The organism is Arthrobacter sp. D5-1 (genome assembly GCF_017357425.1).
GTDB lineage: Bacteria > Actinomycetota > Actinomycetes > Actinomycetales > Micrococcaceae > Arthrobacter.
The window spans coordinates 1,770,321-1,796,206 of the sequence record NZ_CP014571.1; the positions used below are offsets into that span (position 1 = coordinate 1,770,321).

Below are 25,886 nucleotides of genomic sequence, written 5' to 3' on the forward strand. Positions count from 1 at the left end.
CCGGTCCCCGGTACGTCCTCTTGCATCCAATCGCATGCGGGTTCGACGGGCAAGTACCGGGCTGCCAATAACCGCAGGTGGGGAGGGAGTTCAGTCCCCGGAGCGCCTTCCAAGGAGCGGCTGGACGCGGTACGGGATCATCTCACGCATTGCCAGTGCTGTGTCGGTCCGTTCCACCCCTTCGCAGCCGAGGATTTTTCCATTGATGCGGTAGAGGTCCTCCGCGTCCAAGGCGACAACACGCAACAGCAGGTCCGCCGATCCTGTGAGGCCGAAGCCTTCAAGGATTTCCGGAATGTCTGCCAGGTCCTGAGCCAAGGAGGCGAGCTTTTGCTGTTGGACGTGGACCGTGATGAATGCAGTCAACGGATAGCCGAGCGCAACCGGGTTGATCCTTCGTTCAAAGGAGAGGAAGGCGTGCTTCTTCTCCAGCTGGGCCATGCGCGCTTGCACCGTATTGCGGGACAGGCCCAGCCTTTGGGCCAGCGCCACCACTGTCCCGCGGGGGTCCTTTGCCATCGCAGAAAGGAGCCGGGTGTCAGTGCCATCCAGGGGTTGCATAATGCGCAAGATTAGCACGGTGTGCTCAAGCGAAACAGGGCAGAATGCTCAATTTTCAGAAGGGTAGTTGTACCTGATGCGCGTTGTGAGTAGGGTCACAATTAACTTCGGCGAAGGTGCCGGAGGGCCGGTCTGCGGCAGGATCACAAGTCCAGTCAGCGCCGACGAAAACGAGCCGGAAGGTTGCGATCACCTGTGTTGACGGATCAGGCGGGCAAGGGAGTGCATCACGACACTCCGGGCCCTGGACATAGTGCACAAATTCCCCTGAGGACTGGCGGCAATCTGCTCCAGTTGGTCTCGCCGGAAGGCGAACGGATCAGCCATCCCGAATTCGATGTCTGGGTGAAGGACGTCGGAGATGAGCAGTTGTGTTCCTTGTACGAGGACATGACAGTTATCCGCCGCATCGATGCCGAAGCGACGGCGCTCCAACGTCAGGGCGAACTGGCATTGTGGCCACCGCTCCTGGGCCAGGAGGCGTCGCAGATCGGCTCCAGCCGCTCCCTGCGCGATGACGACTTCGTCTTCCCCAGCTACCGCGAAAGCGGCGTAGCCTACGTTCGTGGAGCCCACCTCTCCGAGATTGCCAGGGTGTGGCGGGGCAATGCTTCCTATGGCTGGGACCCGCAGCGCATCAACCTGGCGACGCCCCAGATCATCATCGGATCCCAGAGCCTGCACGCCACCGGCTACGCCATGGGCGTGCAGTTGGATGGAGCCAACACTGCGGTCCTCGCCTACTTCGGCGATGGCGCCACAAGTGAAGGCGACGTGAACGAGGCCATGGTGTTCGCCGCCAGCTACCAGGCTCCCGTGGTCTTCTTCTGCCAGAACAACCATTGGGCCATTTCAGAACCTGTGCGGGTACAGTCGCACGTGCAATTGGCCGACAGGCCCACTGGATTCGGAATTCCCAGCATGCGGGTTGACGGAAACGATGTCCTCGCTGTCATGGCTGCCACGCGGGTCGCCCTGGACCGGGCACGCAATGGCGGCGGACCCACCTTTATCGAGGCCGTCACTTACCGTATGGGTCCGCACACCACTGCCGACGACCCCACCCGGTACCGCGACCCGATCGAACTCGAAGACTGGGCCGCCAAGGATCCCATCCTGCGGCTGCGCAAGCTCCTGGAGGCCAAAGGCCTCCTCACCGAGGACGTCGAGGCCCGCGTCAAAAGTAAGGCTGACGCGGTAGCAGCCGAGCTCCGTTCCAGCTGTATCGAGATGCCGGACCCGCAGCCGTTGGACGTCTTCAACCACGTCTACAGCACGCCCCATTCCTGGATTGAACGCCAGAAGGACCATTACTCGCGCTACCTGAACAGCTTCAACCAGCCAGTCGAGGAAGGTGCACTCTGATGTCGAAGCTCACGTTTGCCCGCGCCATCAACGCCGGCCTCCGGAAGTCGCTCGAAAACGATCCCAAAGTGGTCCTGATGGGTGAGGATATTGGCGCGCTCGGTGGTGTTTTCCGCGTCACCGACGGACTTCAGAAAGACTTTGGAAAGCACCGGGTCATCGATTCCCCCCTGGCTGAGTCAGGCATTATCGGCACCGCGGTGGGTCTGGCCTACCGCGGCTACCGTCCCGTGTGCGAGATCCAGTTTGATGGCTTCATCTACCCTGCGTTTGACCAGATTGTCAGCCAGGTCGCCAAGATGCACTACCGCACCCAGGGGCGGGTCAAGATGCCCATCACCATCCGCGTTCCCTTCGGGGGTGGCATCGGCTCGCCGGAACACCATTCAGAGTCGCCCGAGGCCTACTTCACCCATACATCCGGACTCCGGGTTGTGGCAGTGTCCAATCCGCAGGATGCCTACACCATGATCCAGCAGGCGATCGCCTCAGATGATCCCGTCCTCTACTTTGAACCCAAGCGTCGCTATCACGACAAGGGTGATGTGGACGAAACCATCGACCTCTCCACGGCACTTCCGTTGGACAGAGCCGCCGTGGTGAATGCCGGTTCTGACGTGACACTTGTTGCCTACGGTCCGCTGGTGAAGACAGCAAAGGACGCCGCGATGGCAGCGGCTGACGAAGGCCTGTCCGTGGAAGTCATCGACCTCCGGTCACTGGCCCCCGTGGACTACCCCGTGGTGGAAGCATCTGTCCGCAAGACGGGCCGCTTGGTGATCACCCACGAGGCCGGCCAGTCCGGCGGCTTGGGTGCGGAGATCGCCGCCAGCATCACTGAACGGTGCTTCCATTACCTGGAGTCCGCTCCCGTCCGCATCACCGGCTTCGATGTGCCCTACCCTTACTCGAAGCTGGAGATGCACCATCTGCCGGATCTGGACAGGATTCTCGACGGCGTTGACCGCGCCTTGGGCCGCCCCAACTCGCTGAGTGGACTGGAAGGATGACCGCCACCATGATCAAGGAATTCAGGCTGCCGGACCTTGGTGAAGGCCTCACAGAATCGGAAATCCTGAGCTGGAAGGTGGCTGTGGGGGACACTGTCACGCTGAACCAGGTGATCGCCGAGGTGGAAACCGCCAAGGCCGTTGTGGAGTTGCCCTCTCCCTTCGCAGGAGTGGTTGCTGAACTTCATGAGCAGCCTGGCACGGTGGTGGAGGTCGGCAAGCCGATCGTTTCGTTTGAGGTCGACGACGCCGGGTCTCCCACTGGGGGTGGCGCGCCGGCTGCTGGCAACGGGTCCGCCGGTGAGCGGACCGCCGTCGAAAGCGCTGCCAACGGCTCGCTGGCAAATGCCGGCACTGAAGCGGTGGGGGCCCCGGCGAAACGTGAGCCGAACCTGGTGGGGTACGGCGCCGTCGTCGAACATTCCGGCCGTCCGACACGGCGCGCCCGGGGGCAGGTACGGGACATCAAGGTCCCAACGCCGGAAACCCCGGAGGAGCCGGTAACTCCGGCGGCGCCAGCAATCGTCGCGCCCACAGCGGCACGTCGTGCAGAAGAAGGAAGCCCTGAGCGACCCCGTTCCACTCCGCCCGTGCGAAAGCTGGCCCGTGACCTGGGGATCAACCTGGAATTGGTTCGCGGCACCGGGCCGGACGGACTTATTACCCGCGAGGATGTCCAGAACTTCACGGGTACCGAGGCGCCGGTCGAGGTGTCCGCTGCACCAGCGCAGGGCGAACGGGAAACTCGTACTCCCATCAAGGGTGTCCGCAAGTTCACTGCCGCCGCCATGGTGCAGAGTGCCTTCACCGCGCCGCATGTGACGGAGTTCCTGACCGTCGACGTCACGGCGACCATGGAGTTGTTGGCCCGGCTCAAAGGCAGCCGCACGTTCGAAGGCTACAAGCTGACACCGCTGACCATCGCGGCCAAGGCGGTCCTGGTAGCGCTGGGCAACAACCCGTCGCTGAATTCACGCTGGGATGAGGCGAGCCAGGAGATCGTCCAGTTCAATTACGTGAACATGGGCATCGCTGCGGCAACGCCTCGTGGCCTGACGGTACCCAATATCAAGGACGCTGACCGGCTGACACTGCGTGAGCTGTCCACGGCGCTCACTGAACTGACCGATACTGCCCGGGCGGGCAAGACGTCCCCAGCGGACTTGTCCGGCGGGACCATCTCCATCACCAACATCGGTGTGTTTGGGATCGACGCCGGCACCCCCATCCTGAACCCTGGCGAGGCCGCTATCGTGGCACTTGGTGCTGTGCGGAAGGCGCCATGGGTGGTGAATGACAAACTCGCCGTCCGGCAGGTCATGTCCCTCAGCCTGTCGTTCGATCACCGCCTGGTCGATGGCGAACAAGGGTCCCGGTTCCTTGCCGACTTGGGCGCCATCCTTGAAGATCCCGCCATGGTCATGACCATGATCTAGCGTTAACTGAAGCTGCGCCGGCCCATCCTCTTACGAGTGCTTGCAGGAAACTGCGGTTAGGGGGTGGGCCGTCGCGCGTCAGCGGGCAGGTGGTGTCAATCCTCGGTGGGGGTTGTCCGGTTGGAGTGGACATTGCGCCAACTGTGTTCCGGCTTAAAACCCAGGAGCCTGCGCGCCTTGTCGATGGACAGCATGGTTTCGTGCTCGCCCAGTTCCTTGAGGACCTCGACGCCGGGGAAGACTTCCGCGGCCAAATCGGCGCTGCTTCGGCTCATCACGGTATCAGCGGCGGCAATGATGAACGTCTCAAAACCCGGCACGCCATGTTCCAGGGCCTTGACCACTGCCAGTGCACCGTCGCGGGCGTCGATGTAGCCCCAGAGGTTCCACTTCCGAAGGTTTGCGTCAGAGTCGAACGACGGGAAGGCGTCGTAGTCCTCGGGGTCCATGACGTTGGAGAAACGCAGCGCCGTGATGCTGAGTTCCGGATCCCATCGCGTGAGCTGGACGGCCATCTGCTCCTCGAGATGCTTGACCAGCGAGTAGGTGCTTTCCGGCCGGGCCGCGTACTCCTCGTCCACGGGAATGTAGGGAGGAGCGATGTCGAAGGGAAGTCCCAGTACCGTCTCGCTGGAGGCATAGACCACCTTCTTGATGCCGGCCCGCCGGGCAGCTTGGAACACGTTATAGGTGGACACCATATTGTTCTCGAAAATTGTTGCGTCGGGGGCAAGGCCTGGTGCGGGAATGGCGGCCAGGTGGACAATTGCGTCCAAACCGTGGTGCTGGTCGTCCAGGCCCAGGATGACATCCAGGACCTGCCCGTAATGACGGAGATCCACGTTGACGTAGCCCTTGCCACGGGTCCCGGCGCGGTCAATGTTGAGTACCTGGTGGCCATCCTGCGTGAGTCGCCGGACTACGCTCCTACCCAGTTTTCCGCTTCCGCCCGTGACGGCAATCCTCATGGTGTGCTCCTCGATAGTGGCTGGTCCCTGACCCTGTCGCCTTGTTGATTCAGCTGCTTCGTTGAGTCAGCAAGGTCCGGGTTTCAGCCTAGGCGGCGAGGCGGCAGAAAACAGCCTCTCAGGCTGGCCCTGAGAGTCCTAGGAAGACACGAACGACCCAGGGCATACGAGTACAACGAAACGGGTTGCCGCTCGCTCAGGTTGCCGCTCGATCAGGAGCTTTGCCGGGCAGCTTCTTTTGCCCTGGGATTCCTCTGACCTTCGCAGCCGGAGCCGGACGCGCCCAGCATCAGGCGCCGTCCAGCATCAGGCCCTCCCCGACCGCGCACCGTTTTATCGGACTGTCGCCCTGTTATTCGGACGGTGCTGGGCGTGACCCGGCGTCACCGGTTTGGCGTGTTGTTGTTCTGCGGACGCTTTCCTATGTTCTGTGGGGTGTGTGGTGGTGGTTGCGTCGGGGTGTTTGGTGTGGGTCGATGTGGGGTGGGGGGATGAACCAGGGGATGCCGGTTTTGATGTCGATGCGCCATTGTTCTTTGTGGATGAGGTGGTGGTGGTGGCTGCAGAGCAGGGTGCCGTTGTCTGTTGAGGTGGTGCCGCCGTGGGACCAGTAGGTGGTGTGGTGGGCTTCGCACCAGGGTGCGGGCATGGTGCAGTCGGGGAAGGCGCATCCTTGGTCGCGGGCGGTGATGGCTTTGCGGATGTGGGGTGGGAAGATCCGGGTGGTGCGGCCGATGTCCAGGATGCGGGAGTCGCTGCCGAGCACGACGGGGAGGATGTCGGCGTCGCAGGCGATTTTGCGGATGGTGTTCGGGTGCATCGGGCCGGTGAAGGTCGCGGTGCCAGTCCCTACCCCGGCCCCTGTCCCTATCCCAGCCACTGGCGCTGCCCCAGCCCCGGTCCCTAGCCCAGCCCCAGTCCCTATCCGAGTCCCTGTTCGGGTGCCGTGCTGGTTCGGGGCGGTGCCGGTGCCGGGGTTGTGGTGGTGGTTGTGGACTTGTTCGAGGAGTTCTTGGTATCCGATGGTGACGGTGAGTTGGGGTGGGAGGCCGCCGTTGGCGGGTAGTTTTTCGGTGCGCATGGCGAGGCTGCAGGCGCTGGTGAGGCCGTTGAGGAGTTTCTGTGGGCGGCTGCGCCGGTCGAGGTCCGGGCTGGTGCCTGTGCCTGGGCCGTTGTGTGGGTTGTTGTGTGGGTTGTTGTGTGGGGTGTCCCCGGTTTCGGTGTTTTCCGTGGTGCCGGTGCCGGGGGTGGTGAGGCGGGGGTTGGTGGCGACGTTCATGGCGGTGGTGAGGATTTCGTATTGTTCGTCGGTGGCGAAGATTTCGAGGTGGTGGAGGCCGTGGCGGCGTTGGCGGCGGAGGAACACGCCTTGGAGTTGGCGGAGGATTTCTTCGGTGGGTTCGGGGCCGTCGTGGTCGATGGCGTCGATCCAGCGTTTGGCCATTGTGGTGACGAAGTCCGGGTCGGTCTCGACCGCGGTGGTGGTGAGGGCGTGTTCCATCCGGGTGAGGGTGTCCTCGTCGGTGAGGTTCCGGACTTTGTCCAGGGCGGTGCTGATGATCGAGGCCGAACGGGAAGGCACCAGTGCGGAACCAACCGCTTGGGAGAGGATTGCGTGGCGGGCCGGGATGTTCTGCCCGGTGATCCCGGTTTGGGGGAGGACGTCCGGGGCGAGGGCGAGCCTGCGCTTGGCTTCTGCGATGCCGATCCGCAACCGTGCGCGCAGGAACTGGGCCGCGTTCCGGTACCCGTCATCCAGAACACTGGCCTGGGCGTCCGATGCCCAACGTGCTGATCCTGTTTCACCATCGGTCGCCGCAGCGGTGGCGGTTCCCGTCCTGCCATGGGAAGCTCCGCTCTGGGAAGCCGCGCTCTGCGAAGCCGCGCTCTGGGAAGCCGCGCTCTGCGAAGCTGCCGCGGTGTCGGTGCCTGGCTCTGGTTCGGTCCAGCCGGTCCGCCATTGCGGTGCTGCTGCCGAGGACCCCGGACCGGCCTGTAGGGCTTCGGTCCGGGTCCGTTCCACAGCCTGCGCCGCGACCACCTGCAAGTACTCCACCGACCGGGCGATCTCCTCGACCTCGCCGGCAAAATCCGCTGCTTCAACGAACCCAAACAGCCGGGTTTTATGAAGGACGGATTGGCGGAGGGATGTCAGGATTGCACCGGCCTGCGCAAGTGGTACGTCTACGACGTCGGGAGAGGGTTGGCCCGCATCGACGAAGCCAGCCGCGCGCTTAATGTCCGCAACCGGAACTACACGCAAGCCCGGAGCAACGTCTGGGGAGCTCAGGCCGCCAGCGTAGCCCGACTCCGAGGACCGCGCCATCGGACTCAGACCGAGAAGCAGCCCAGTGCCGCTGGACGTATCCGCATCCTGGCCTACCGCCGTCGTGAGCTTGAATGCCGGGACCCGGGCAGGACCGTTAAGAGATGTGAGGGCTCTTTGACGAAGCAGCGCATGGCCGCGGGGCGAGCCTGCCCGCCTTGCCAATACCTGCCCGATTGCTCCCATGAATCAAGCATGTCAGGGGGGTCCGACATTATTAGCCAGCAATTGAGGACGGTCCGAGCCGCCCAAGAAAACAAGACAGTTATGCCGAGGTGAGAGCAGCCAACGCCATCTGTTCCAGGATGGGCCTGGCTGACTTGGCGGCAATTTTCCTGCCGTGGTGGCGCACCGAGTGGGGTGTGGAGTTGATCAAGCCAAAGGCTGCGTGCGCCCGGACGCGGAGGCCGGGGATATCGGCGTCGGTATGGATGCGTGCAAGGACGTCCACCCACGTTTCAACGTAACTCCGCTGGAGGGACCTGACTTCCGCTTGGTCGGCGTCGCTGAGACTTCCAAAGTCGCGGTCCTGGACGCGGATGACGTCGGGATTGCTGAGTGCGAAATCAACCTGGAACTGGATCAGGCCGTTCAGTGCGGTCAGGGGATCGTCCGACTCTGACACCACCCGTGTTCCACCATCCAGCAAGTCCCGGCTGACGCTGAGGAGTAGTTCGCCGAGGACCGCTTGTTTGCCGGGAAAGTGCCGGTAGACGGCGGGTCCACTGACGCCCGCTGCGGCGCCGAGATCCTCAAGCGATACGCGGGTAAATCCGTTCTCCGCAAAAAGTCCCGCGGCAGCGGACAACAACGCCAATCGTCGGACTTCCTTGGCCTGCCCACGTTGCGTGGCGGCGGCACGGGTGCCGTTGTTGCTTGCTTCCGGACCTCCGGTCACTTTTCCTCCTTGGCGCCAGAGCGGACCCGATACTCGCTGGATCGGCTGTGCTGGACATCACAGTTAATAAAGACTAACCTAAATTTCAGTTACGCGGCACTAACCGAAATGGCCTGTGGCCGGGAATGGAACAGGGGTCAATGGAGACAATTGCCAGCCTGATGGGAACCGCCGGCGGTACCTTTGAAGCCAACCAGGAGGCGCAACTGGCCTTGGTGGCAGAACTGAAGGACCGCTTGGCGACGGCGGCCCTCGGCGGTCCGGCCACGTCGCGTGAGCGGCACATCGCCCGGGGAAAACTTCTCCCGCGCGAACGCATCGACTACTTGCTGGATGACGGCAGCCCGTTCCTTGAGATTGCACCCTTGGCTGCCAATGGCATGTACAACGACGATTCCCCGGGCGCCGGGGTCATTGCCGGCATCGGACTGGTCCATGGACGCCATGTCCTGGTGATCTCCAACGACGCCACAGTCAAGGGCGGCACCTACTATCCCATGACGGTGAAAAAGCACCTGCGTGCCCAGGAAATCGCGTTGGAGAACAAGCTCCCGTGCATCTACCTCGTGGATTCCGGCGGAGCCTTCCTGCCCAAGCAGGACGAGGTCTTCCCCGACAAGGAGCACTTCGGCCGGATCTTCTATAACCAGGCCAAGATGTCCGCGGCCAAGATCCCGCAGATTGCATCGGTCATGGGGTCCTGCACGGCCGGCGGCGCCTATGTACCCGCCATGAGCGATGAGACCGTTATTGTCCGGAACCAGGGCACCATCTTCCTGGGTGGTCCGCCCCTGGTTAAGGCAGCGATTGGCGAGATCGTCACGGCCGAGGAACTAGGCGGCGGCGACGTCCATTCAAGGATCTCCGGGGTCACCGACCACCTGGCCGAGAACGACCAACACGCCCTGGAGATTGTTCGGGACATCGTGGCCACGTTACCGAAGCCGGCACAGCCGGCATGGGACATGTCCGACGTCGTCCTGCCGCCCGTCGTCGATCCTTCCGGGATATACGGTGTGGTTCCCACGGACGTCAACGCCCAGTACGACGTCCGCGAAGTCATCGCGAGGCTCGTGGACGCTTCCGAATTCCACGAGTTCAAAAAGAACTACGGCACCACCCTGGTGACCGGATTTGCGCACCTCCACGGGCATCCCGTCGGCATTGTGGCCAACAACGGCGTCCTCTTCAGCGAATCCTCGCTCAAAGGCGCCCACTTCATCGAGCTCTGCGATCAGCGCGGCATCCCGCTGATCTTCCTGCAGAACCTCTCCGGCTTCATGGTGGGCAAGGACTACGAGCAAGGCGGCATCGCCAAGAACGGCGCCAAAATGGTCACCGCAGTGGCTACAGCCCGGGTACCCAAGCTGACGGTGGTCATCGGTGGTTCCTTCGGCGCGGGCAACTATTCCATGTGCGGCCGCGCGTATTCGCCGCGGTTCCTTTGGATGTGGCCGGCCGCGAGGATCTCCGTGATGGGCGGAAATCAAGCATCGAGCGTCCTGGCAACGGTCAAAAGGGATCAGTACGAGGCCTCCGGCCAGGAATGGTCTGCTGAGGATGAGGAAGCCTTCAAAGCCCCCATCAAGCAGCAATACGAAGAACAAGGAAGCCCCTATTACTCCACCGCAAGGCTGTGGGACGACGGCATCATCGACCCCGCTGACACTCGGCGCGTCCTGGGGATGGCCCTGGACGTTGTCTCCCGCCAACAACTGCCCGAGACCTCCTTCGGTCTCTTCAGGATGTGACCATGACGCTGCCCACAACAACCACAGCCCCACCCGCCCCGGCCGTCGCTGCCCGAACCTTCAGCGCCGTCCTCGTTGCCAACCGCGGAGAGATCGCCTGCCGCGTCATCCAGACACTGAGGGAGATGGGCATCCGCTCCGTCGCCGTGTACTCGGACGCTGACAAGGATGCCAGGCATGTGGCCCTCGCCGATACCGCCGTCGCCATCGGTGGCACGGCACCAGCCGAAAGCTACTTGAAGATCGACGCCATCATCGACGCGTGCCGCCGCACCGGAGCTGAAGCGGTCCACCCGGGCTACGGGTTCTTGTCGGAGAATGTAGAGTTCGCCAAGGCCCTGGATGCCGCAGGAATCACGTTCATTGGGCCGGGCATCAATGCCATTGACGTCATGGGCGACAAAATCCGTTCCAAGAACCACGTGATGACCTACGGCGTCCCCTGCGTTCCCGGCATCGCGCAACCAGGTCTTACCGACCAGGAACTGATCGACGCTGCAGCGGCGGTAGGTTTCCCCCTGCTGATCAAACCGTCCGCGGGTGGTGGCGGCAAGGGCATGCATGTGGTGGAACGGGCTGAGGACATGGCATCCACGCTCGTCACTGCGAGGCGTGTGGCAGCATCCGCTTTTGGCGACGACACCCTCTTCCTGGAACGGCTCATCAGCACGCCCCGCCACATCGAGGTCCAGGTGCTGGCAGACAACCACGGAAATGTGATCCACCTCGGCGAGCGCGAGTGCTCACTCCAGCGACGCCACCAGAAGGTCATCGAAGAAGCGCCGTCGGCCCTTTTTGAGTCACTGCCCGACGGTGTGGAGCAACGGGCCCGCATTGGCGAGGCGGCCTGCAACGCGGCACGTTCGGTCAACTACAGCGGTGCCGGTACTGTCGAATTCCTGGTGTCCGACGAGCACCCCGATGAGTTCTTTTTCATGGAGATGAACACCCGCCTGCAGGTGGAGCATCCCGTTACTGAGATGGTCACCGGCATCGACCTCGTTGAATGGCAGGTGAGGATCGCCGCCGGTGAGGTGCTCACTGTGGCGCAGTCCGACGTCGTTCTTCAAGGCCACGCCGTGGAGGCGCGTGTTTACGCCGAGGTGCCGGAGCGGAACTTCATGCCATCGATGGGGCGGATCGTGGCGCTCGCAGAGCACGGTCCCTCGGATGCAACCGTTTCGGGCCATCAAACGGCGCAGGCAAACGTTCGGATTGATTCCGCCATGCGCGACAACCTGGAGATCACGGGGGACTACGATCCCATGCTGGCCAAGGTCATCGCATGGGGTGGGGACAGGACGGCGGCGCTGGATACCCTTGACGCTGCCCTGGGCCGTTACACGCTGCTTGGGGTGGATACCAACGTGGAGTATCTGCGGTTGCTGATCAACGATTCCGAGGTCCGCGCCGGGCAGTTGGATACCGGATTGATCGAGCGCAAACTTCCGTCGATGTCCTTCCGGCACGCCGGTTCCGACGAACTGATTGCTGCCGCGCTCACGCTGTGGCTGGAGCGCACGGGATCGACGCCGGCGGGGGATGCCTGGGCAACACCGGACTCCTGGCGTGTTGGTGCCCGGGGTGCCTGGACCGCTACGTTGGGGATTCCCGGAGGCGGCGTTGCCACGGTGTCCGTCACCGAAGTGGGCGGCAACGTGACGGCAAGCATCGACGGCGGGCAGCCGGTCAACGTCCGGGTAGCGGACCGCTGCGTGGACGGGATTGTTCTGGAGTTCGACGGCGGCCTTGTCACCTACGCGGTTGGCGTGGACCCCCGCGGGCAGGACAGCGTCAGCGGGCTGGGCCGTGTCCACGAAATCTACCTCGGCAACGATGGCTGGTCCTGCAGGCTCGAGGTCCTGAACCGTGCCGAGCGCCTGCGGCGGATGCTTGCAGGGATCCAGCGCGATGAAGGGGCAGCGGACCCCGAAGTGCGCTCGCCGATGCCCGGAACGGTGGTGTCGGTGTCAGTAGCCGATGGCGAGACGGTGGAAGAAGGCCAGGTGCTCCTGGCCGTCGAGGCCATGAAGATGGAGCATCACCTGGTGGCGTCCGTTGCTGGCACCGTCCACCTCACCAGCAAACCCGGCGACCTGGTCAAGGCCGACCAGGTGCTCGCCACCATTCATGTGGACGCAGAGACCACAAGCACAGACAAGGAAATCCAGCCATGAGCACTTTTGAACTCAATGAGGAGTACCAGGACCTCAGCGACTCCGTCCGCGAGTTCGCCGACGAGGTTGTCGCACCCGTGTCCGCCAAGCATGACGAAGAGCACAGCTTTCCCTACGAGGTTGTAAAGCAGATGGGGGAGATGGGCTTGTTCGGGCTGCCTTTCCCTGAGGAATTCGGCGGAATGGGCGGCGACTACTTCGCCCTGGCACTGGCACTGGAACAGCTGGGCCGCGTTGACCAGTCGGTAGCCATCACCCTGGAAGCCGGGGTTTCCTTGGGCGCCATGCCGGTCTACCGCTTCGGTACGGATGCACAGAAAGAAGAATGGCTGCCGCAGTTGGCGTCGGGACGATCCTTGGCCGGGTTCGGCTTGACCGAGCGCGAAGCAGGGTCGGATGCCGGCGGCACCAAAACCAACGCCCACCTGGAAAGCGGCGAGTGGGTTATCAACGGCAACAAGGAGTTCATCACCAACTCCGGCACGGACATCACCACCTTGGTGACGGTCACGGCAGTCACGGGCCAGAAACAAAACTCGGATGGCAGCACCAAGAAGGAGATCTCCACCATCCTGGTGCCAACGGACACTCCCGGGTTCAGGGCGGAAAAGCCCTACAACAAGGTGGGCTGGAACGCTTCCGATACGCATCCGCTCACGCTGGACAATGTCCACGTTCCTGAAGCCAACCTTCTGGGCGAGCGCGGCCGGGGCTATGCCAACTTCCTTTCCATCCTTGACGAGGGCCGTATCGCCATCGCAGCACTGGCTACCGGCGCAGCCCAGGGGTGTGTGGACCTGTCCGTGAAGTACGCCAAGGAACGCAGTGCCTTCGGACAGAACATCGGTAAGTACCAGGCCATCCAGTTCAAGATCGCCCGGATGCAGGCCAGGGCCCACACCGCCCGCCTTGCCTACTACGATGCCGCCTCCCGGATGCTGGCAGGGAAGCCGTTCAAGACCGAAGCGGCCATCGCTAAGATGGTCGCAGGCGAGGCAGCCATGGACAACGCGCGGGACGCCACCCAGGTGTTCGGCGGCTATGGTTTCATCAACGAATTCACGGTGGCACGTCATTACCGCGATTCCAAGATCCTTGAAATCGGCGAAGGCACCACCGAGGTTCAGTTGATGCTGATCGCACGCGAGCTGGGTCTGTAACCGTACGGGAAGGATCAAGGATGATTGACAAGGTTGTTGCCAGCGCCGCGGAAGCGGTGAAGGACATCCCCGACGGGGCCTCCCTGGCTGTGGGAGGGTTCGGCCTCTGCGGTATTCCCGTCTCCCTGATCGAGGCCCTGCACAGCCAAGGCACCACTGGTCTTGAGACTGTCAGCAACAACTGCGGCGTGGACGATTGGGGCCTGGGCATTCTCCTGAAGGACGGTCGCATCCGCCGCACCATCAGCTCGTACGTGGGGGAGAACAAGGAATTTGCCCGGCAGTACCTGGCGGGGGAGTTGGAAGTAGTCCTCACCCCGCAGGGGACTTTGGCGGAGAAGCTCCGCGCCGGTGGCGCCGGCATCCCGGCCTTTTACACCAAGGCCGGCGTGGGAACCCAGGTGTCGGAGGGTGGGCTTCCGCAAAAGTACGACGCCGAAGGGAACGTTGCGCTGGCGTCGTCCCCTAAGGAGGTCCGCACCTTCAATGACGCCGACTACGTCCTGGAGGAGTCCCTGACGCCGGATTTCGGCTTGGTCCATGCGTGGAAGGGTGACCGGCACGGCAACCTGGTGTTCCATGCAACGGCCATGAATTTCAACCCGCTCTGTGCCATGGCGGCAAAAACCACCATTGCCGAAGTGGAGGAACTGGTGGAACCTGGCGAGCTTGACCCTGAGCATATTCATACGCCGGGAATCTTCGTCCAGCGGGTGGTGCTGGCGACCTCCAGCGAGAAGCGGATAGAAAAGCGGACCGTGGCGCTGACTCCCGGAGCGGGCCCAAACCAAACGGGCATGGGACAGGCGGGCGCAAGCCAGACAGGAACGGACCGATGACCGACAACACGTTCCACGACATCCCACCCCGTCCGGAAGCCGTCCGGCACGAGTACCGTCGCGCCGACGTCGAACATCACGAGGCCAAAGGCTGGACCCGCAACGAACTGGCCGCCCGCGTAGCCAAGGAGCTCACCAACGGCCAATATGTGAACCTGGGAATCGGGATGCCCACCCTGATCCCCAATTACATCCCAGATGGTGTGGAGGTCATCCTTCACTCCGAGAATGGGATCCTGGGCGTCGGTCCTTACCCTGCCGAGGACAAAATTGATCCGGACCTCATCAACGCGGGCAAGGAAACGGTCACCACGAATGCGGGGGCCGCGTTCTTCGATTCGGCGGCGTCCTTCGGCATGATCCGCGGCGGGCACGTGGACGTCGCTGTGCTGGGTGCCATGGAGGTGGCTGCCAACGGGGACCTCGCCAACTGGATGGTTCCCGGCAAGATGGTAAAGGGCATGGGTGGCGCCATGGACCTGGTGTTCGGTGCCAAGAAGGTCATCGTCATGATGGAGCACGTGGACCGCAGCGGCCGACCGAAAATTGTTCAGGACTGCACGCTGCCCTTGACGGGTAGAGGGTGCGTAGACCGGATCATCACCGACCTGGCCGTCATCGACGTCGTCAAGGACCAAGGGGACCCGCGACTGGTCCTTCGCGAACTGGCCCCCAACGTCACTCTTGAGGACGTCCTCGCAGCAACCGGAGCCGACCTGTTCGAGGAAGACCAGGAGCTCACCGTATGACCCGGGTTGTTGAGCAGCGGGGGCTGTACTTCGACGAACTCGAAGAGGGCGTGGTCTACGCCCATAAGCCAGGGCGGACCGTCACTGAAGCGGACAATGTCCTGTTCACCACCATGACCATGAATACCCAGGCGCTGCACTTGGACGCGGCGTGGAGCTCAACCCAGCCCTTTGGGCAGCGGCTCATGAATTCCATGTTCACCTTATCCACCATGGTGGGGCAGTCGGTGGCCCAGCTGACCCAGGGCACCATCATCGCGCAGCTGGGGCTGACCGATGTCACTTTTCCGCACCCGCTGTATCACGGAGATACCCTGTACACGGAAACGGTGATCACGGGAAAAAGGTTGTCGACCTCCCGACCCGGCCAAGGCGTGGTGACCATGCAGCACACCGGCCGTAACCAGGATGGGGCGGTGGTGGCGCTGGCCACCCGGACATGCCTGATGTGGACGAAGGAAGCGCACACAACGCAATCCTGAAACACAGCGCAATCCTGAAACACAGCGCAATCCTGAAACACGGCGCAGTTTTGAAACACAGCGCCTTGGAACCGCTCCAGTCCCTTGCCAGAACTACAAGCTAGGAATCCGCATGCCCTCTCCCGACTCCCCGTCTCCCTCAGCAGCGGTTCTGCCGTTCACCATGGGGCCGGCACTCCTGTTCTGTCCAGCCGACCGGCCGGAGCGTTTCAGGAAGGCTGCCGAGCGGTCCGATGCCGTGATCCTGGACCTCGAAGATGCGGTGGCTCCGACGGACAAACCCCGGGCCCGCGAGGCGATTCTTGAGCAGTTGGGTGACGGCCAGCTGGATCCGGGCAGCACTATTGTCCGGGTTAACCCTGTGGGAACGCCTGAGTTCGAGCTCGATCTCCAGACCCTGGCGAAGACGCCCTACCGGACGGTCATGCTGGCCAAGGCGGAAAGCGCCGGGCAACTCAAAGCCCTGGCCGGCTACCAGGTCATTGCGCTCTGCGAGACAGCGGCGGGCATCGTCAATGCCTCCTCCATTGCGGCCGAGCCGAACGCCGTGGGACTGATGTGGGGTGCTGAGGATCTGTTGGCTTCCCTGGGCGGGCTCTCCAGCCGGAACGACGACGGCGGGTACCGGGCTGTCGCGCTGCACTCACGGTCCGCGGTCCTGCTTGCCGCAAAAGCTGCCGGCAAGGAAGCCATCGACTCCGTCTACGTGAACATCCCGGATCTTGAAGGGTTGTTGGCAGAATCCCACGACGCCGTAGCCAGCGGTTTCGGCGCCAAGGCCTGCATCCACCCCAACCAGGTGGCCGTAGTGCGTGAGGCCTATGCTCCCTCCGCGGAAGTGGTGGCCGAAGCCACCGAGCTCCTGGACGCAGCGGAAGCGGCAGGTACGGGGGTGTTCCAGTTCAAGGGCAAGATGATCGACGGGCCCATCCTCAAGCATGCCCAAGCGACACTCCGCAGGGCCGGGCGCCCCGCGGGATGACAGTTAATGCCCATGTCGAATGCCCACGTTCGGCATTCGACACGGGCATTAACTGTTGTCCCGGCGGGCGGTAAGTGCGCTAGACGCGTACCGCCGTCGACAGGGCTGTCAGTGCAACAGCGGCGGGCCGTGCCGCCTGGCTCTTGATGGATACCGCCTTCCCGTTTTTGGCGGATTCAAGCACCGATTCCATGACCTCCAGCGCGTGGAAGGCCAGTTGCCCGCCCGCGCGTGGTTCCTGGCCCGCAGGGGTCGCTGCGAGGTCGGCGATTCCGAAGCCACGGCCCGAGTCCACGTAGCCGGCCGAAACGGGGAGCGTTTCCCAGTCCTCGGCACCCAGCGCGAAAAGCTGTACATCGCCGTCGAAGTGGTTGGGGTCCGGGACGATCAGCGACCCCTTTTCCCCGTGGATCTCGATGTTGGGGCTCTTGGTCTTGACAGCGTCGAAGCTCATGAACAGGGTGGACAGAGCACCGGATGCATGGACCAGGACGCCGGTGACATGCGAGTCAATGTCCACCGGCACCGTCTGACCCTGCCGTGGGCCCGAACCGATGGTGCGTTCGTTCCGGGTATGGCTGGCAGCCCCCACCACCGACACCACGGGACCCAACAGTGTGACCAAGGCCGAGACGTAGTACGGTCCCATGTCCAGCAGGGGACCACCCCCGGGCTGGTAATAGAAGTCGGGGTTGGGATGCCAGCGCTCGTGCCCGGGGGTAGCCATGGTGGCCGTGGCGGAAACGGGCGCTCCGATCAGGCCGTCGTCGATTGCCTTGCGGGCGGTCTGGATTCCCGTGCCCAGCACAGTGTCAGGGGCACAGCCCACAATAACTCCGGCCGCCGCAGCAGCGGCCAGGACGTCCCGGGCCTCCGCCGTGGTGGCAGCCAGTGGCTTTTCGCCGTAAACGGATTTGCCGGCGGCGATGGCTCTGAGTGCGATGTCTGCATGGGCCGCAGGGATGGTCAGGTTCAGGACCAGATCCACGTCATCGGCGGCGAGGAGTCCGTCGACGGTCAGTGCCCGGACGCCCTCGTAGGAGTCGGCGACGGCCTCCGCCCTGGCCGGGTCCAGGTCTGCTACGGCCACGAGGTTGATGGAATCGAGCCGGCGGAAGTTGGTCAGGTACTGGGCGATGATGGCGCCACAGCCAATGACTCCAACGTTGAGCGGACCCTCGGTGCCCAACTCCTTGGCAAGGTCTACCGGGACGCCCACAGCATGCCCCTTTCAATGATGGTACGGACGTTGCTGTCCTGGAGGATTTCCACGCGGTGGCCGGGAGTGCAGACGAAGATCCTGCCCTCACCCCACTGACGGGTCCAGATGGCAGGCGAGGTGACCTCACGGTTCCACGGATCCCATTCCCGCACCTTTTGCGTGGTGGTGGCCAGAACGTCAATGTAGTCGTCGGACAGGACCCAGTACTGCTCCGTGACGAGGTCGAAGTCGCTGATACCCTGCGTGATGGGGTGATCGGCCGCAGCGGGCAACATGTTCACGGTGTAAGGGACGTAGTTATCCGACTGCTCGCCGATCCGCTGGTCCGCGTGCTTGCCGGGGTGGCAGGCAAACTGGCCGCCAATCAGGTGCAGGTAGTCCGAGTTGTTGCGGTAGGAATCCGCGATGCCCCCGTGCCAGCCGGCAAGGCCCGTGCCGTTTTCGACTGCCGCGCGAAGACCCTCGAATTCGTGCTTCTCGATGGTCGTCATGGTCATGCATTGCACTATGAGGTCCACGCCCGCCATGTACTCGGAGTCGGCATAGATCTTCGGGGATTCTTCCACCCGGACGTCGTAGCCATTGTCCTTGAGGAAGGGGATGAACAGTTCGGTGGCCTCCACCGGTTGGTGGCCGTCCCAACCGCCTCGAACCACCAACGCTGTCTTGTTTTCGCGTGTCATGTTTTCCTTTCAGACTTTCTGCCAGCGGCTTGAGTTGTCCGCGCTCGCCTCGACGGCGGCCAGAACCTTTTGCACCTGCAAAGCGTCAGCGAACGACGGCGACGGCTGCTCGCCTGCGCCGATGGCGGTCACGAGGTCCACCACCTGATGCGTGAAGCCGTGCTCGTACCCCAGTCCATGGCCGGTGGGCCACCAGTTGCCCACATAAGGGTGGGAAGGCTCGGTGACCATGATTTTTCGGAAGCCCGCGTCAGGTTCCAAGGCGGCATCGTAGAACTGGAGCGAGTTCATGTCCTCGAAATCGAAGGCCAGAGACCCCTTGGTGCCGTTCAGCTCCAGGCGCATGGCGTTCTTGCGGCCCAAGGCAAACCGGGTAGCCTCGAAGATGCCGATGGGGCCGGAGCTGCCGTTGAAGCGTGAGCTGGCGTCAGCGCCGTCGTCGTGGGTGGCCTCGAAGCGGGCGGTGAACAGCGCCGCGTCGTCCACCGTTACCGGTCCTCGAGGACCATCTGCGCCGCCGTGGCCACCAAGCCCCACAAAGTCTCCGCCCACCGGGCGTTCCTTGACGAATGTCTCCAGCAAGGCCGAGACGCCGCTGATGTTCAGGCCGGTGATCCATTGCGCGGCGTCAATGCTGTGCGCCCCGATGTCGCCCAGTGATCCGGAGCCGGATTTGGACTTGTCCATCCGCCAGGTCAGCGGCGCGTCTGCGTCGCTGAGCCAGTCCTGCAGATACTGTGCGCGGACGTGGCGGATGCTGCCCAGCCGGCCATCGTCCACCATCCGCTTGGCCAGCGCCAGGGCAGGCGTGCGGCGGTAGCTGAAGCCGCACGTGGAGAGAACCCCACGTCCGACTGCCGCCTGGGCCACTGCCGTCATCTTCTCCGCTTCCTCCACTGAATTGGCCAACGGCTTCTCGCAGAGGACATGCTTTCCCGCTTCAAGAGCGGCGATGGCGATCTCCGCGTGGGTATTGCCAGGCGTGCAGATATCGATGAGGTCGATGTCTTCGCGCTCTATCAGGCGACGCCAGTCAGTTTCGGTTGAGTCCCAACCAAATTTGCTGGCTGCTGCCCGGACACCGGCTTCGTTGCGGCCGGCCACGGCAGCCAATTCAGGTCTCAGCGGCAAGTCGAAGAAGCGCGGCGCGGTCCGCCAGGCGTGGGAGTGGGCGGCTCCCATGAATGAGTAGCCCACCATGCCTACCCGCAAGGGCTGTGGCTGTGTCATGTGTGGTCCCTTTCTCCTGGCAGCAGCCAGTTATTTGCTGAAGCCGGCGGTCAGGCCACTGAGCAATTGGCGCCGTGCAACGACGTAAATCACCAGCAGTGGGAGCGTAGCCAGGACAACCGAGGCGAGCACCGCAGGAATGTTGACGCTGAACTCACCTTGGAACGTCCAGAGCGATAACGGCAGAACGCGGGTGTCCGGGCTTTGGGTCAAGATCAGCGGGAACAGGAATCCGTTCCATACATGCAGTGCGTTGTAGATGCCAACCGTGATGACAGCGGGCTTGGTCATCGGCAATGCCAGGCGCCACATCATGGCCCAGTCGGAGCAGCCGTCCAGCCGCATCGACTCAAAAAGTTCGTTGGGCACGTCCCTCATGAAGTTGGAGAGAATCAGCACGGAAATGGGGATGGCAAAGGCAATCGAGGGCAGGATGAGTGCCAGCAAAGTGTCGTACATGTGGGCTTTGGTGATCATCCAGTAGATCGGGATGATCGTGGCATGCAGGGGAATGGCCAGGCCCAGGAGGAACACGTTGTTGGTCCAACTCAGGAACTTCCCCTTGCCGCGCACAATGGCGTACGCCGCCATGAAGGAGACAAAGAGGGCTGGAACCACGCTGCCCACCGTTACGATCAGGCTGTTGGTGAAGTACTTGGCGAACTCGTTCTCCACGACCAGCTTGTAGTTATCCAGCGTTGGTTCCGCCGGGGGCATCAGCGGATTGGAGGTGAAGAAGCCTGCTTGGTTCTTCAAGCTGGTGATCACTACGTAGTACACAGGCACAATAATGACCGCGAGCCAGAGCCAGCCCCCCAGTCCTCCGAGGAAGTTGGGCCGCGAGCGGCCCATTTTCTGCGGACGACGGCGGTCGGCCGCCGGTTCGGGCAGCGTTGCCGGTGCTGTGGGGAGTTGTGTGGTGGAAGCCATTACGCACCTTCCAATTGGCTGGCGTTGCGGTTCTTGCCGCCGAGTCGTTGAAGGAACAGTGCCAGGGCCAGTCCGATGACCACCAGGATCACTCCCAGCGCGCTCGCTGCGCCCATGTCGTTCGCTTTGAAGCCAGTGAGGTACATGTGCAGCGGCAACAGCCTGGTTGAATAGCCGGGGCCGCCCGCGGTCAGCACGAACACCAGGTCGAAGTACGCCAGGGATCCCACCACCATGAGGGTGGAGGAGGTGATGATGGTGTACTTCAGCTGGGGGAGCGTGATGTTGAGGAACTGCTGTACGCGGCCGGCGCCGTCGATCTGCGCGGCTTCATAGAGGGAGGCGGGGATCTGTCGGACGCCGCCTTGGTAGATCAGGGTGTGGAACGGAACGAACTGCCACGCGATGACGAAGACCACCACGAACAGGACCAGATCCGAGTTGCCCAGCCAGTCCTGCGCCAGGAACGGCAAACCCAAGCCGGGGCCGAGGCCGAAGTTCGGGTCCAGCAGGGCCTTGAAGGCAATGGCCACAGCGGCCGAGGAGAGCAACAGCGGAACGAAGTACAGGACGGCCAACGCGGCACGGTACTTCTGGTTTGCTGCGGTGAAGACGCCTAACAAGAGACTGATGGGTGCCTGGACAATGAAGGAGAAGAACATGATCTTGGCGGTGACGAGCAAGGCGTTGCCCGTCACGGGATCTGCCAGGACGGTGTTCCAGCTGGACAGGCCGTCGAGCTTGATCTCGCCCAGGCCATCCCAGCGGGTGAAGCTCAGGAACAGGACTCCCAGGAGCGGGAGGATGGCGAACAGCATGAAGAACGCGAGCGCCGGGGCGGCCAGCCACCCCGACGGACCCTTCTCGAGGGTCGGTCGGGACAGCTGTGCCCGGGCGGTCCGGCGGTGCGCAGTAGTGGACGACACCGGGCTACTTTCCGATCGTTGCGTTCATGGTGGAAGCGAACTGTTCCGGGGTGATCTTCTTCAGGAAGATCTGGTCCAGGTTGGCCAGCATGGCATCGCCTTGCGCGGGGCTGAGTGCCTGGTCCCAGGACAGGGTGAAGTCCGGTGCATCCTTGGCCATTCCATACACGTAGCTCAGGAAGTCCTTGTCAGGGGATGCCGCCAGCTTGTCTTCAATACCGGTGACCACGGGTACGGCTCCTGAGTCGATGAGGCTTTGGACGTTCTCATCGGTGAACATTCCGTCCTTGACGTACTCAAGGGCCGTTTTCTTCTGTTCTTCGGTGGCTTTGGAGGAGACTGACCAGAAGTTGGTGGGGTTGCCCACGACGTTGGCCGGGTCGCCCTTGCCGCCCTCTACGGTGGGGAAGGGGGCGTATCCGAGCTTGCCGCTGGTGACGAAGTCCGCTGCGTCCTTTTTCATGCCTTGGTAGATCCAGCTGCCCTGCAGGATCATGGCGGCCTTGCCGGTGTAGAGCAGGGCCTGGTCGGCGTTGCTGTCCGCGGCAATGGAGGAGAAGCCGTTGATGAAGCCGCCGGCGTCCACCAGTTCCTGGATCTTGGTCAATGCCTCAATGACAGCTGGGTCGGACCAGGCATTCGGCGTGTTGGACGCGATCTTGGCGAAGACTTCGGGGCCGCCGATGCGGTCTACCAGGTATTCGAGCCACATGAGGTCCGGCCATTTGGACTGCCCACCCAAGGAGAAGGGTGCCACGCCTGCGGCCTTGAACTTGGGGACCAGGGCCATGAGTTCGTCCCAGGTCTTGGGTGCCTCCGCGCCGATCTTGTCGAAGACTTCCTTGTTGTAGTACAGAACTACGGGCTGCACTTTGTTGTTGGGGAGGGCGTAGGTCTTGCCGTCGACCACGCCGCTTTCCAGGATGGAGGGAAGGTAGCGGTTCTGGACTTCCGGGTTTTCCTTGAGGAATCCCGTGAGGTCGTCCACCTGTCCGGCGTCAACGTAGGACTTCAGGACACCGCCTCCCCAGCCATAGACCAACGTGGGACCCTGTCCGGCGCCGACGGCCGTGCGCACCTTGGTCTTGTAGGCATCGTTGGCGAAGAAGTCGAGCTTGATGGAGGAATCGGGGTGTGTTTTGTTCCAGGAGTCCACGGAGGCTTGGAACACCGGCTGGTCACCGCCGGTGAGCCCCCACATGGTGGCCGAATCCGCGGAGACTCCGGTTCCGGCAGGGCCCGAGGAGCCGCAGGCTGCGAGCGAGATCGACAAGACGGCTGCCGAGACCGCCATTCCGGCGGTGCGCAACTTCAGATTATTCATGTGCTGTTTCCATTCGTCCTACGGGCTCGACGCTGATGGCCCGGCTGCTCGTACAAAGCCGCACTCTGCGGGGGAGGGATCACCTGTGATCACCAGTACCCTGAAAGCTTTTTCGAAATGTTTCGAAGGTCCTTTCGGAAGTGCCCACCTAACTTAGCCGTGAGCCACGTCACCGTCAAGGGTCAATTTCCAAGAGATATTGGAGGCACGCGAGCCATATTGACGGGCGGGCCGACGACGATGCACACTGTCTGCAACCGAAACTTTTCGAAAGCGAAAACTGTGAGCCCCGACGATCGACCCTCCAAGCTGACCCTCTCTGCCGTCGCGCAGGAGGTGGGAGTCTCTGTGCCTACTGTCTCCAAGGTGGTCAACGGTCGCGGGGATGTGGCCCAGGCAACCCGGGCCCGCGTGCTGGCGGCACTGCAGCGCACAGGCTATAAATCTCCCCTCCAGCGCAAAAGCAATCCGGTGCAGCGGACTGTCGAAGCGGTTTTTGATTCCCTCAATTCGGCCTACAACATGGAAGTCCTCAAGGGGATCATGGAGCAGGCAAACGTCTCCGACATGGAAGTGATCCTGTCCGTGACCGGTCTCCAGGCGGCGCCTCCGCTGGGGCCGGAAGAACGGGCCCAACGCATGGTCGATGAAGGCCGCAGCGGGATGATCGTGGTGACCTCAGCCTTTGGCGCAGCCCACTTGGAGGCCTTCCAAAGGCGTCAAATTCCCATTGTGGTGATCGACCCCCTCAACCCGCCGCCGGCCGACCTGTTCAGTGTGGGCGCCAGCAACTGGGCCGGTGGCAAAGCCGCCGCGACACACCTCCTGGAGCTGGGGCACCGGCGGATCGCGTACATCGGCGGCCCAGCCACCGCCGAATGCAGCCAGGCCAGGCTGCACGGTTACATGGCCGCGCTCATGGCCGCAGGCATAACGGTGGAACACGAATACGTATCGGCAGGCCCGTTCCGCCCCGAGACCGGGGCCGCAGCCTTCAAGTCCCTGTTGGCGCTGGAGGATCCGCCCACGGCAGTCTTCGCCGGCAGCGACAGCATCGCCATGGGGGTGCTGGCCGAGGCACGTAGGCAGGACGTGCGGATTCCCGAGGAAATCAGCCTGGTGGGGTTCGACGGTACCTACCAAGCTGAAGAATCCACGCCGCCCCTCACTTCCGTGAGCCAGCCGCTTCAGGAGATCGGGCGATCGGCGTTGAACTTCATCCTGCGCCAGATGCAGGGCGAAGACATCGACTCCCGGCGCGTGGAACTCGCAACCCACCTGGTGGTCCGGGAATCAACGGCACCCCCCGTGGACCTGGCCTCACGAAAGAAAGCGGCGTCGCGGGTTTAGCCCCACCGGTCCAATGGCGTCATACAGCCAGACCCGTACCCAGCGTTCGCCGGTCTCACGGAACTCCGCACGGCTGGCGAACCGGTACAGATAGCTGCGTGCGCGCACCCAACGGGGGCGTTCGCCGTCGAACGGGTCATGGCGAAGCAGCCCCAACGTGGGCTTGTCTGCCTCCAACAGCTTGTCCAGGAAGGCGTAGAACCAGTCTTCGTGGACAGTCCGCAGCGGCAGGAACCACATCAGCCAATCCAGGCGTAGATGGTACGGCGCCCACTGCCGCGGGAGCCGCCGCACCTCGCCGGGCTTGCCCTTGAAGCCGTACTCACGCCAGTGCTCATCGGCGGCGTCCGGCTCCTCGGCCAGTGTGCCTTCAACCACGATCTCGATCCGCTGCTTGGTGACGGTCCCGAACGCCCCATAGGCGTTGACCAGACGCCAACGGTTGAAGCTGGCATTCATCAGCTGCCGGCTGGAGAAGAGGTTCAGGAGCGGCTGGTAGCTCAACGCCAGCAACACCACAGTCACGAGCACGACGACGGCGAGCCACCACACCGGGGTATCGGCGCCAGGGTGCCAGTCCAGCGGGATGAACGGAAAGACCGCGTGGGCGAGGGGGTCGCTGACGGCCGCGAAGGCAAGGATGATCGCCGCCCAGTTCAACCAGGCAAAATTCCCGGTGCCTACCAGCCATAGCTGGGTCGCGATGATGATGCCTGCCGCAATGCCGGCCAGGGGCTGTGGCGCGAAGAGGAAAAACGGCACCACCAGCTGTGCGAAATGGTTGCCCGCCACTTCCACTTTATGCAGCGGACGCGGCAGGAGATGGGCTTGCCTGCTGAGCGGGCCCGGCATGGGCTGTGTCTCATGGTGGTAGAACATGGCCGTCATGTCGCGCCACTCGCGGCCGCCCCGGATCTTGATCATGCCCGCCCCGAACTCAAGCCGGAAAACCAGCCACACAATGAGGATCAGGATGGTGGTGGGCGGGGGAGTCTGGTCCGAGCCGAGGAAGGCCACGGTAAACCCGGCCTCGAGAAGCAGGATCTCCCAGCCGAAGCCGTAGAACGTCTGGCCGACATTGACGATCGACATGTAGAGGAACCACAGGATCAGAAATGCCAGCATGGGCAGCCATGGAGGGCCCGTTTGGGGGAGACCGATCACGAGCAAGGCAGCGACGCCGATCCCCGTCCAGCACACCCACCCCAGGAGCGCATCGGAGTAATACCAGCGGAAGAGGGTGGGCCTGGCCAGTCTGCGGGCCATGTCCAGGAACGCCGGTACCGGCAGCAGCCCGCGCTCGCCGAGGAGTGCAGGGAACTGGTTCATGGTGGAAAGAAAGGCAACCAGATACAGCGCAGCCGTGCCGCGCTGCAACACTTGCCGGGCGAACTCATAGTCCCGCGCATCAAACCAGGACAGCCACTCCACCTTTCCACCGTACGCGCGGGCTGTGGATGGTCAAGCGATGCAGGTTTTCCCAGTATCGTCCCTGCTCCGTTCGCCGCTCGCGTTAC

22 protein-coding genes are annotated in these 25,886 nt (G+C 63.0%); 11 read left to right on the top strand and 11 right to left on the bottom strand.

Annotated features, from left to right (window positions below):
- Positions 1 to 90: 90 nt before the first annotated feature.
- Entirely contained in the window at positions 91 to 561 is a 471-nt protein-coding gene (locus tag AYX22_RS08095) for an Lrp/AsnC family transcriptional regulator (protein WP_207596972.1), read from the bottom strand.
- 195 nt (positions 562 to 756) lie between these two features.
- Here AYX22_RS08095 and pdhA point away from each other — a divergent pair, with 195 nt between their 5' ends.
- The 3 genes from pdhA to AYX22_RS08110 are packed head-to-tail and all read left to right on the top strand — an operon-like array spanning position 757 to position 4,372.
- Positions 757 to 1,926, top strand: coding sequence for a pyruvate dehydrogenase (acetyl-transferring) E1 component subunit alpha (gene pdhA / locus AYX22_RS08100; protein ID WP_207596973.1), 1,170 nt, complete (start codon positions 757 to 759; stop codon positions 1,924 to 1,926).
- A complete protein-coding gene (locus tag AYX22_RS08105) occupies positions 1,926 to 2,936 on the top strand; it encodes an alpha-ketoacid dehydrogenase subunit beta (protein WP_207596974.1) in 1,011 nt (336 codons plus the stop codon). The genes pdhA and AYX22_RS08105 overlap by 1 nt, the downstream gene beginning before the upstream one ends.
- Entirely contained in the window at positions 2,933 to 4,372 is a 1,440-nt protein-coding gene (locus AYX22_RS08110) for a dihydrolipoamide acetyltransferase family protein (protein WP_207596975.1), read from the top strand. The genes AYX22_RS08105 and AYX22_RS08110 overlap by 4 nt, the downstream gene beginning before the upstream one ends.
- A gap of 95 nt (positions 4,373 to 4,467) precedes the next feature.
- Here AYX22_RS08110 and AYX22_RS08115 read toward each other — a convergent pair whose 3' ends face one another.
- From AYX22_RS08115 to AYX22_RS08125, 3 genes are all read right to left on the bottom strand, one after another.
- The gene (locus tag AYX22_RS08115) at positions 4,468 to 5,340 is read right to left on the bottom strand and encodes an NAD(P)-dependent oxidoreductase (RefSeq protein WP_207596976.1); all 873 of its coding nucleotides are present in this window, start codon (positions 5,338 to 5,340) and stop codon (positions 4,468 to 4,470) included.
- Positions 5,341 to 5,761: 421 nt separating this feature from the next.
- Positions 5,762 to 7,852, bottom strand: coding sequence for an HNH endonuclease signature motif containing protein (locus AYX22_RS08120; RefSeq protein ID WP_207596977.1), 2,091 nt, complete (start codon positions 7,850 to 7,852; stop codon positions 5,762 to 5,764).
- A 79-nt stretch (positions 7,853 to 7,931) separates the two neighbouring features.
- Complete coding sequence (locus tag AYX22_RS08125) at positions 7,932 to 8,564, bottom strand: TetR/AcrR family transcriptional regulator (RefSeq protein ID WP_207596978.1); 633 nt, start codon at positions 8,562 to 8,564, stop codon at positions 7,932 to 7,934.
- A gap of 140 nt (positions 8,565 to 8,704) precedes the next feature.
- Here AYX22_RS08125 and AYX22_RS08130 point away from each other — a divergent pair, with 140 nt between their 5' ends.
- From AYX22_RS08130 to AYX22_RS08160, 7 genes are all read left to right on the top strand, one after another.
- Positions 8,705 to 10,315, top strand: a complete 1,611-nt coding sequence (locus AYX22_RS08130) for a carboxyl transferase domain-containing protein (RefSeq protein ID WP_207596979.1) — start codon at positions 8,705 to 8,707, stop codon at positions 10,313 to 10,315.
- Positions 10,316 to 10,317: 2 nt separating this feature from the next.
- Positions 10,318 to 12,492, top strand: coding sequence for a biotin carboxylase N-terminal domain-containing protein (locus AYX22_RS08135; protein WP_207596980.1), 2,175 nt, complete (start codon positions 10,318 to 10,320; stop codon positions 12,490 to 12,492).
- Positions 12,489 to 13,652, top strand: coding sequence for an acyl-CoA dehydrogenase family protein (locus tag AYX22_RS08140; RefSeq protein WP_207596981.1), 1,164 nt, complete (start codon positions 12,489 to 12,491; stop codon positions 13,650 to 13,652). The genes AYX22_RS08135 and AYX22_RS08140 overlap by 4 nt, the downstream gene beginning before the upstream one ends.
- A gap of 20 nt (positions 13,653 to 13,672) precedes the next feature.
- Entirely contained in the window at positions 13,673 to 14,491 is an 819-nt protein-coding gene (locus tag AYX22_RS08145) for a CoA transferase subunit A (protein WP_207596982.1), read from the top strand.
- Positions 14,488 to 15,240 carry a CoA transferase subunit B gene (locus AYX22_RS08150; RefSeq protein WP_242703566.1) on the top strand — a complete coding sequence of 251 codons (753 nt, stop codon included), beginning with the start codon at positions 14,488 to 14,490 and terminating at the stop codon, positions 15,238 to 15,240. Before AYX22_RS08145 ends, AYX22_RS08150 begins: the two co-directional genes overlap by 4 nt.
- Positions 15,237 to 15,722 carry a MaoC family dehydratase gene (locus AYX22_RS08155; RefSeq protein WP_207596983.1) on the top strand — a complete coding sequence of 162 codons (486 nt, stop codon included), beginning with the start codon at positions 15,237 to 15,239 and terminating at the stop codon, positions 15,720 to 15,722. The genes AYX22_RS08150 and AYX22_RS08155 overlap by 4 nt, the downstream gene beginning before the upstream one ends.
- 112 nt (positions 15,723 to 15,834) lie before the next feature.
- On the top strand, positions 15,835 to 16,704 hold the full coding sequence (locus AYX22_RS08160; protein ID WP_207596984.1) for a CoA ester lyase: 870 nt from the start codon (positions 15,835 to 15,837) through the stop codon (positions 16,702 to 16,704).
- A 79-nt stretch (positions 16,705 to 16,783) separates the two neighbouring features.
- Here the strand turns inward: AYX22_RS08160 and AYX22_RS08165 are convergent, their stop codons facing one another.
- From AYX22_RS08165 to AYX22_RS08190, 6 genes are all read right to left on the bottom strand, one after another.
- Positions 16,784 to 17,923, bottom strand: coding sequence for a Gfo/Idh/MocA family oxidoreductase (locus AYX22_RS08165; protein ID WP_207596985.1), 1,140 nt, complete (start codon positions 17,921 to 17,923; stop codon positions 16,784 to 16,786).
- Positions 17,908 to 18,609 (bottom strand): ThuA domain-containing protein, encoded by a 702-nt coding sequence (locus tag AYX22_RS08170; RefSeq protein ID WP_207596986.1) that lies wholly within the window; start codon positions 18,607 to 18,609, stop codon positions 17,908 to 17,910. Before AYX22_RS08170 ends, AYX22_RS08165 begins: the two co-directional genes overlap by 16 nt.
- Positions 18,610 to 18,618: 9 nt before the next feature.
- Positions 18,619 to 19,839: a Gfo/Idh/MocA family oxidoreductase gene (locus tag AYX22_RS08175; RefSeq protein ID WP_207596987.1), complete on the bottom strand. Its 1,221-nt coding sequence runs from the start codon at positions 19,837 to 19,839 to the stop codon at positions 18,619 to 18,621.
- A 30-nt stretch (positions 19,840 to 19,869) separates the two neighbouring features.
- On the bottom strand, positions 19,870 to 20,769 hold the full coding sequence (locus tag AYX22_RS08180) for a carbohydrate ABC transporter permease (protein ID WP_207596988.1): 900 nt from the start codon (positions 20,767 to 20,769) through the stop codon (positions 19,870 to 19,872).
- Entirely contained in the window at positions 20,769 to 21,587 is an 819-nt protein-coding gene (locus AYX22_RS08185; protein ID WP_242703621.1) for a sugar ABC transporter permease, read from the bottom strand. Before AYX22_RS08185 ends, AYX22_RS08180 begins: the two co-directional genes overlap by 1 nt.
- Before the next feature lie 112 nt (positions 21,588 to 21,699).
- Positions 21,700 to 23,019 (bottom strand): extracellular solute-binding protein, encoded by a 1,320-nt coding sequence (locus AYX22_RS08190; protein ID WP_207596990.1) that lies wholly within the window; start codon positions 23,017 to 23,019, stop codon positions 21,700 to 21,702.
- 282 nt (positions 23,020 to 23,301) lie between these two features.
- Between AYX22_RS08190 and AYX22_RS08195 the strand changes: the two genes are divergently transcribed.
- A complete protein-coding gene (locus AYX22_RS08195; RefSeq protein WP_207596991.1) occupies positions 23,302 to 24,369 on the top strand; it encodes a LacI family DNA-binding transcriptional regulator in 1,068 nt (355 codons plus the stop codon).
- On the opposite strand, the gene AYX22_RS08200 is transcribed toward AYX22_RS08195, so the two are convergent.
- Positions 24,340 to 25,800: a lipase maturation factor family protein gene (locus tag AYX22_RS08200; protein ID WP_207596992.1), complete on the bottom strand. Its 1,461-nt coding sequence runs from the start codon at positions 25,798 to 25,800 to the stop codon at positions 24,340 to 24,342. The two genes, AYX22_RS08195 and AYX22_RS08200, sit on opposite strands and share 30 nt — an antisense overlap.
- Between the last annotated feature and the right edge of the window lie 86 nt (positions 25,801 to 25,886).